Annotated in this window: 10 protein-coding genes; 6 read left to right on the top strand and 4 right to left on the bottom strand. The window is 46.5% G+C overall.

Annotated features, from left to right (window positions below):
* Positions 1 to 55: 55 nt before the first annotated feature.
* From FD01_RS08475 to FD01_RS15725, 6 genes are all read left to right on the top strand, one after another.
* Positions 56 to 463: a hypothetical protein gene (locus tag FD01_RS08475; protein ID WP_054719249.1), complete on the top strand. Its 408-nt coding sequence runs from the start codon at positions 56 to 58 to the stop codon at positions 461 to 463.
* 81 nt (positions 464 to 544) lie between these two features.
* Complete coding sequence (gene relB, locus FD01_RS08470) at positions 545 to 775, top strand: type II toxin-antitoxin system RelB family antitoxin (protein WP_054719233.1); 231 nt, start codon at positions 545 to 547, stop codon at positions 773 to 775.
* Positions 772 to 1,050, top strand: coding sequence for a type II toxin-antitoxin system RelE family toxin (locus tag FD01_RS08465; RefSeq protein ID WP_054719237.1), 279 nt, complete (start codon positions 772 to 774; stop codon positions 1,048 to 1,050). The genes relB and FD01_RS08465 overlap by 4 nt, the downstream gene beginning before the upstream one ends.
* A 299-nt stretch (positions 1,051 to 1,349) precedes the next feature.
* On the top strand, positions 1,350 to 1,721 hold the full coding sequence (locus tag FD01_RS08460; protein ID WP_056963714.1) for a type II toxin-antitoxin system RelE/ParE family toxin: 372 nt from the start codon (positions 1,350 to 1,352) through the stop codon (positions 1,719 to 1,721).
* Positions 1,718 to 2,038: a helix-turn-helix transcriptional regulator gene (locus FD01_RS08455; protein WP_054719243.1), complete on the top strand. Its 321-nt coding sequence runs from the start codon at positions 1,718 to 1,720 to the stop codon at positions 2,036 to 2,038. Before FD01_RS08460 ends, FD01_RS08455 begins: the two co-directional genes overlap by 4 nt.
* 102 nt (positions 2,039 to 2,140) lie before the next feature.
* The gene (locus FD01_RS15725) at positions 2,141 to 2,404 is read left to right on the top strand and encodes a helix-turn-helix transcriptional regulator (protein WP_152164869.1); all 264 of its coding nucleotides are present in this window, start codon (positions 2,141 to 2,143) and stop codon (positions 2,402 to 2,404) included.
* A 253-nt stretch (positions 2,405 to 2,657) separates the two neighbouring features.
* Here FD01_RS15725 and FD01_RS08450 read toward each other — a convergent pair whose 3' ends face one another.
* The 4 genes from FD01_RS08450 to FD01_RS08435 are packed head-to-tail and all read right to left on the bottom strand — an operon-like array spanning position 2,658 to position 6,254.
* Positions 2,658 to 4,250 carry a DUF3991 domain-containing protein gene (locus tag FD01_RS08450; RefSeq protein WP_225436250.1) on the bottom strand — a complete coding sequence of 531 codons (1,593 nt, stop codon included), beginning with the start codon at positions 4,248 to 4,250 and terminating at the stop codon, positions 2,658 to 2,660.
* Positions 4,251 to 4,300: 50 nt separating this feature from the next.
* Positions 4,301 to 5,560 (bottom strand): MobP2 family relaxase, encoded by a 1,260-nt coding sequence (gene mobP2, locus FD01_RS08445; protein ID WP_056963710.1) that lies wholly within the window; start codon positions 5,558 to 5,560, stop codon positions 4,301 to 4,303.
* A gap of 2 nt (positions 5,561 to 5,562) precedes the next feature.
* Positions 5,563 to 6,006 (bottom strand): hypothetical protein, encoded by a 444-nt coding sequence (locus FD01_RS08440; RefSeq protein WP_225436215.1) that lies wholly within the window; start codon positions 6,004 to 6,006, stop codon positions 5,563 to 5,565.
* Positions 6,003 to 6,254 (bottom strand): hypothetical protein, encoded by a 252-nt coding sequence (locus tag FD01_RS08435; RefSeq protein WP_054719246.1) that lies wholly within the window; start codon positions 6,252 to 6,254, stop codon positions 6,003 to 6,005. The genes FD01_RS08440 and FD01_RS08435 overlap by 4 nt, the downstream gene beginning before the upstream one ends.
* Positions 6,255 to 6,518 lie beyond the last annotated feature (264 nt).

Genomic DNA, 6,518 nt, shown 5'->3' with positions numbered 1-6,518 from the left:
GTGAATCATGGGATTGCGCTGCTTTTTTGAAATTCTATGAATAATCCAGGTTTATATGACTAACAACGAAACCATTTTTCTAGTGACGCGTGAAGTCTTCGACGCCCTTGGCGTTTACGTTCAATGCCACCAATTCCAGTTACTTGGCACTACCAACGTCACTATTTTAGAACAAATCATCACTCAGTTAGCACGAATGAACTACGCCGCCAACCTCACCATGAATCGCAACGACCCGACATGTTGGTTACCACTTGAGTCCTATCGTTATAGCCCAACACGCTCAATCATGACTGACCTTGCTCATATTATTCCTCACTACAATCGCGAGCGGGCTCTGGAAGCGATACTGCTGATTGCCGAAAGTTGTGGCCCGCTCAAAACCGAAAGTGATAAGGCGCTTTTAGCCAGCCTTAAAGACCGACTCACCCCAACCCGCGACCGTGGTGCACTACTAGCCTAATTATAAGCCACTCATTCAGAACAGACTTCTGTTGAAGTCTGTTCTGTGGTACAATCAAAATAAATTGAAAGGGTGATTACTTTGGCAGACACAACTGTAACATCGCTACGTTTCAAAAATGACCAATATGACAAGGTTAAGCGCCTCGCTGAGTTTAACGGTGTATCCGTCACAATGTACATGCGTCAAGCCGTACTTGAACGCATGGAAGACGAAGAAGACTACAAAGACGCACAAGCCAACCTCGCCGCGAGTCACGGCGAAACTGTAAGCCGTTCTGAAATCCTTAAGCGTTTAGGCATGGACGCATGAGCAAAGAATATCACTGGAGTTTTGATAAAGTTGCTGAAAAGAATTTCTCTAAGCTTGACCAACAGGTTCAACGACGAATCGTTCGGTGGTTGGACAAGCACATTGAAGGATACGATAATCCGCGCGCATGGGGAAAAGCCTTGGAAGGTGACTTAGGTACACTCTGGCGCTACCGAATCGGTAGCTACCGCGTGATTGCCGACATCAACGACGGAAAATTTGAGATTTTGGTTGTTAAAGTTGCGAAACGAAACGACGTGTACACTAACAAATAGCAAACAAAAGGGAGACAACCAGGCGCACAGCCTCGATTGCCTCCTTTGCTTTGCCTAGGACGGCTCATTATAGCCGGCCGTCCCGGCCGGGTGCTCTGGGGGTGCTTAGCCCGCCGACGTTGCGCACTTGCTAGATCGACGGTATGTGACCGAATACCTCGACAAGATGGAAAAGGAAACTCGTGAATCGATCATTGACAGTCAAAAATAGCACCTTCGTGGTTTCTTACCAATAATCTGGTTAGCTCACGTTGCGGTCACATATTTGTTTTTGGTTCAATATATGGTATAATTTCATTATGGAAATGCCCAAATTTAGACCTTACAAGCGGCCGAACGGCCACATGGAATTCATTGAATTTCTCGACTCGCTACCACTCAAGGAACGAGCAAAATTACAGTTAGCCATCCATACTACGGAAGAACTCGGTTTACAAGAAGCAGTTCAACGGTTGCTGGTCAAGAAGCTCACAACCAATTTATATGAGTTACGCTCACGACAAGGAAAAACTTATCAGCGCGGTTTATATTTTCACGTATCTGGCAGTGATTATGTCATCACCCATGGCTTCTCCAAGAAGACAAACAAGACGCCACAGCGAGAAATTGATCATTCAATCGACCTACGAGCTGAGTTCTATCAAACCTACAAGGAGGAAGACGACAAATGAGTAAAGACCTGCACGAATTCACAATGGAACACACCGGTGATCTCGACGCCTACTTCGCGGAAATGATGAAAGATTCCTCATACCGTGAAGTCTACAATGAAGAAAAAAACAAAATGGCAAGTGCAATGGCTCTGCTTGAAGCGCGCGAGGAAGCAGGTTTGTCCCAGCAGAAGCTGGCGGACAAGTCAGGTGTACCTAAGACGACGATTGTTCGTATTGAAAATGGTAACAACACTTCCATCGATACGTTGACTAAACTTGCAAATGCGCTGGGTCGCCCACTCAAATTGACGATTGGACCGGCGAGCATTGCATAGCATCTAGTCTAATTTGATCGACGGCACCAACGTCAAAAACTTACGATTACAGCGTCCCTGTTTGGCAGACGCTTGAGGCCATGGATTAGGAGGTTTAAATAAATTCTAGACAGTTTCCACATCACTCAAGTTGACTTTGCCGAACGTATCGGCGTTTCTCAAAAGCATCTATCCAAGGTTCTCAATCACAAAGCTTTCATTTCAGCAAGCGTCGCAAAATCAATCGAGCTGGTTACCGGAACACCGGCCAAATTGCTGCTACGGCTAGACACAAACTATCGTCTAATGCATACGGCTGCACCGTCAAAATACGAAAAACCTGACCAACCGAATTACCTGAAAAGATACGATTGGGTGACCATCTAGTCTGAATCAAAGGCAAACAAATAGGAGGCAAGCGAGGCACATGGCATCGCTTGTCTCCTTTGTTTTGTGCGGGGCGGATCAGCGTAGCCGGCCGTTCCGGCCGGGTGCCGTGGGGCGCCTGGCCCGCCCACGCGGCACGGCAGCGTTATCTGTCGTCGCAAGGTTCTGGTCAAGGCAACGCAATGCGACGGCACGGGAAAACCACCCGCACACGTCGCTAGTCGTAGCCACACCGCCGCCTTGGATACCTAATTTATCTAGCAAGTGCCCGTTGCGCCGCTTGCTGGCGCGGCTGCGCCTTGCTCCTAGGCTGCTCTGCCTTAGCCCCCATGACCCGCTCGTCTTGTTTATCGACGGCATTATATCCGTAGGTCTTAATCAGATAAGCCATTTCTTGAGGCGAATCCGCTTCAAAGAAGCCGATAGTCTTATCGAAGCGATTAACGGCTTGATAATGTGTGGTACCGTCGCTATTGGGCGTACGATCTAAAACAATTTGCTGACCATCCTTAGCGTAAACGTGACGTCCTAGCGCCGCAGACAGTGACTCAGATCGCATAGCTTTCAAGTCGTCGTTCCAGTCCTTGATTGGGCGTGCTACGGGTTCGTACCCTTTTCTAAATTGCTGGGCATAGCTGCCAATTTTTCCAGCAAACTTCGTCCGAACTTCATCAGACAAACCAGGTTGAAGTCGACGAACCAGAAGCTCAAAATCCGGCGTTTCTTCCTTCGTTACCAGCTTCATTTGCGTTGCAATCTCGGTCGCCCGATCAGCGTATTGAGTCCCTGTGTAGGGCTTACTAACGTTATCTGAACCACCGATGAACCCACCATGAAAATCAAACCCGTTAGCAAGTTCGCGCTTGCTACTAAAGTTGGTCTCGGCTTTTTCAATGGCTGCGAGATCACGCCAGTCAACACCAACAGCTTTGCCAACACCCCGTAACACCGCAGCTCGATCCTGTGGAATCTGCCGATCGTGCGTCATTAAGTTAAAATATGGTAAGACCTCACCCGTTTCTTGAATAACAAATTGGCGCTCTTTCATCATCCGATCAAAAAAGGTATGCCCAGCCGCATCATTATCAACGCCAAAACCAATACTGTTTGGAACATCGCCAGTAAGCTCATACATATACTGAATTCCCTTAGTCACGGTTGCTGGCTTCAAACCATCCATGGATAGAAACATGGTGTTGTTCGTTTCAGGATGAGTTGATAGGTAAGACAGCGCGTCGATTGGGGCTTCAAAAACAAGTAGCCGATCTGGCCTACCAATCGAAAAGTTGAACCCAAAGTCTTGCTCCGAATTCTTCATAATGCGTTTGATTGTACCACGATGCCCGTTCTCATCATAATCAATTGTTGTCCCTTGTGTGGCTGCTCCAACGCGTCGACCGCTCTTTGCCCAAACGAACACCACATCACCATTTTGATTCTGTTGTATAAAACCTTTTTGGTGCAGGGTTGCAACTAACTGTGGATTTAAGCCACGCGCAATCGTCAGGTAATTGTTAGCACGTGTGAAATCCTTACTATTACGATCACTATATTGAAAAGGCTCAGTCTTGTGCTGCACAATCTCTGCACGCGACAAGCTAGGATCGTTTAATAGCTTCACCGCGTCTTGCATTGATTCTACACCGACCACCTTCATCATAAAGTCAATTGGATCCCCGTGTTCTTGTCGCGAGTTCCAAAAAAACGTATTCTTCCTAGCATCAATAACAAGCGAATCATGCTCCACACCACGCCAACTGATAGAACTTTCCTGCTCCAAGTTAAAGCCGTTACGCTGCACTACATCAACAATTGATGCCTGCTTGGCGCGCTTAAAATCTTCCATCCATGACACATAGATCACCTCCAAAAAAAGACGCGACCATAAAGGCCGCGCTAGCGATATAAGTCCTGATTTTGATTGTTACGTTTGTTTTCTTCTTCAGCAGCACTGCGATCATGAGCTTGTTTATTCAGCAAGTGTTGTTGCACGTCCCCACGTAAAAGGTTCTTGATTGTCTTAAGCGAAGACAAAATCCCATGACTCGGCGAGCTGCCACTGGATGAACGTTTTGGTGAATCAGGCGTATCCTCCTTAGGATCCTCATGCATGGATTGATTTCGCCGATCCTGGGCCAACATTTCCTTGAGCACCGAGTTTCCCATTCGAGCAAAGAGTTCGTCATACTTGTGATCGTAGTATTCTTGCGATCTATTTTCTTCTTTGCCAGGCTGACCTTTGCCGTAGAGAAATTCCCGGAATTTCACCTCGTTCATCAGTTGCGAGTCAAAGGCTTCTAGCTCCGTCTTGTGATAGAGCTGCATGTATCGACTTGCAAAAGCATCAAGCAATGGGCGTAAGTCTTTCATGTCATTCATGTTGTAACGCCACTGTCGCCGATCAGCTGGTAGCTTGCTATAAATCTGCTTGTAGTAATTCATCAACTGCCGATCTGGGAGATTACGCCATGGTTCCTGATGAGCCGGCAAGCGATCTCGAATCAGGCTAGAAATTTGCGCCAGCGATTGATCGCGGTTCAGTAGTTCGTTCGCCACAGCAGACTTAAACTTGTCTAGTGTGCTAGCTTTCAAATAACCTTTGCGCTCCCGAAAAACTTTGCCATCGCGTTCAAACTCCTTAAAATCCCGTTGCGGATCAGGCTCAACTGTTGCGATATGAACATGAATATTATCGGTGTTGAGATGAATCGATGCTGACCACACCGCAGATGCCGTAAGCCCTTCGTTGGCAAGCAATCTACTCATACCGGTACGGATCGCGATCCGAAGTTTTTGTTGATCTACCTCTTGCGTTTGCGGATCATAAAGGCCGTGTTCAGCCAAAAAAGTGTTGTCGAAACTGACGACTGTCTGCCACATAACTGATCCATTACGTTCAGCCTTTTCAAATGATTGCCGCAGTTGCTGCCGCGCATCAATATTCAGTTGATCTTTGCCCGCAGTGAAAATACCGGTACTCTTCTCGGGATTTTCCATGTATTGGTTGTAGCCATCATACTTAACCGCGTTCCAATCTTTGAAGTGCTTAGCACGCATCGCGTCGGAACGATTAATATAGTTGATATAACCGGAAAAATGCTCGCCTCCTGGTCGTTCAAAGCGCATTGTCGAAACAATTCCTGCACTACTACCCACGATTAGTCACCTCGTTTCAAACGCTTGTATTTGTCACTATTGCGATAAACTTGCCGGGCTTTAATTTGATCGGACACCTTCTGATCGGCCTGGGTAATTGCATCACTTTGCACGTCAGTAACTGGGAACTGATCGTCCATGCCGTGGAGAACTATGAACCCATTTAAAAGCTCACGGAATAAAGTGATGTTTCGCTCAGTAGAACCAGTTCTCAAACGAATTGGGTCAATCATTTTCTTCACTTCGGAGGTAATCTGTTGAATCAAGAGCTTGTTTCCAAGCAGCTCATTTTTCATTTCTTGATGCTCGCGAAGTAAACCTTCCAATGCCTCACCGCGAGTTTTACAGCCATGGATTTTCATGTATTGATCGATATATTTCCATCCATATTCGCCCGTGCTAGGTGAATCCAAATAAACCACACGACGTTCGTGCAAAATCTTCACTCCTTTTCAATTCCAAGTGCAAATAGCAATCGCGAAATGATTTCCGTGTTCCTATTAATGACTACTTTTGACTGCCGCGTTAGTTCAGTTAGATCATTTAGCTCACCTTCGACGTAGTAATCTCTTGCGTGCTGATGGATGAGTCGCGCGAGATACTTATTACGCGTTAGGCCCTTGGAATCTGCCAACTGTTTGATGATTGCGGCGTCCGCATCAGCGACACCTTTGATATGAATATCAACTACCAAGTCTGTTTCCTCCTTCTGTTTTGGCAAATCGAAATTTGCCGTAACGAGATCACTAAAATTCAAAAAAGAGGCCCGTAAATTCCTAACTTACGGGCCAAATACAAAGTCAAAAAATGCGTGAAGGGTGAGAGTTGTGATCCAAACAACGGATCACAACTCTCACCCTTCAACTCCAAAATTACGACAGGGGCCGAATTTTGGAGTTTTAGATAATGAGCATAAGGGAAAACTGCACCCATAAATGGGTGACACCGCAGTGCGGTG

The organism is Lacticaseibacillus manihotivorans DSM 13343 = JCM 12514, from assembly GCF_001435035.1.
GTDB lineage: Bacteria > Bacillota > Bacilli > Lactobacillales > Lactobacillaceae > Lacticaseibacillus > Lacticaseibacillus manihotivorans.
Note: the sequence above shows the minus strand (reverse complement) of the source record. Positions and strands in the feature narration are given on the sequence as shown.

Bases quoted from the DNA above. Each gene is read 5' to 3' on its own strand.
- FD01_RS08475 (WP_054719249.1), top strand. From the start codon at position 56: ATGACTAACAACGAAACCATTTTTCTAGTGACGCGTGAAGTCTTCGAC.
- FD01_RS08465 (WP_054719237.1), top strand. From the start codon at position 772: ATGAGCAAAGAATATCACTGGAGTTTTGATAAAGTTGCTGAAAAGAAT.
- FD01_RS08460 (WP_056963714.1), top strand. From the start codon at position 1,350: ATGGAAATGCCCAAATTTAGACCTTACAAGCGGCCGAACGGCCACATG.
- FD01_RS08455 (WP_054719243.1), top strand. From the start codon at position 1,718: ATGAGTAAAGACCTGCACGAATTCACAATGGAACACACCGGTGATCTC.
- FD01_RS08450 (WP_225436250.1), bottom strand. From the start codon at position 4,250: ATGGAAGATTTTAAGCGCGCCAAGCAGGCATCAATTGTTGATGTAGTG.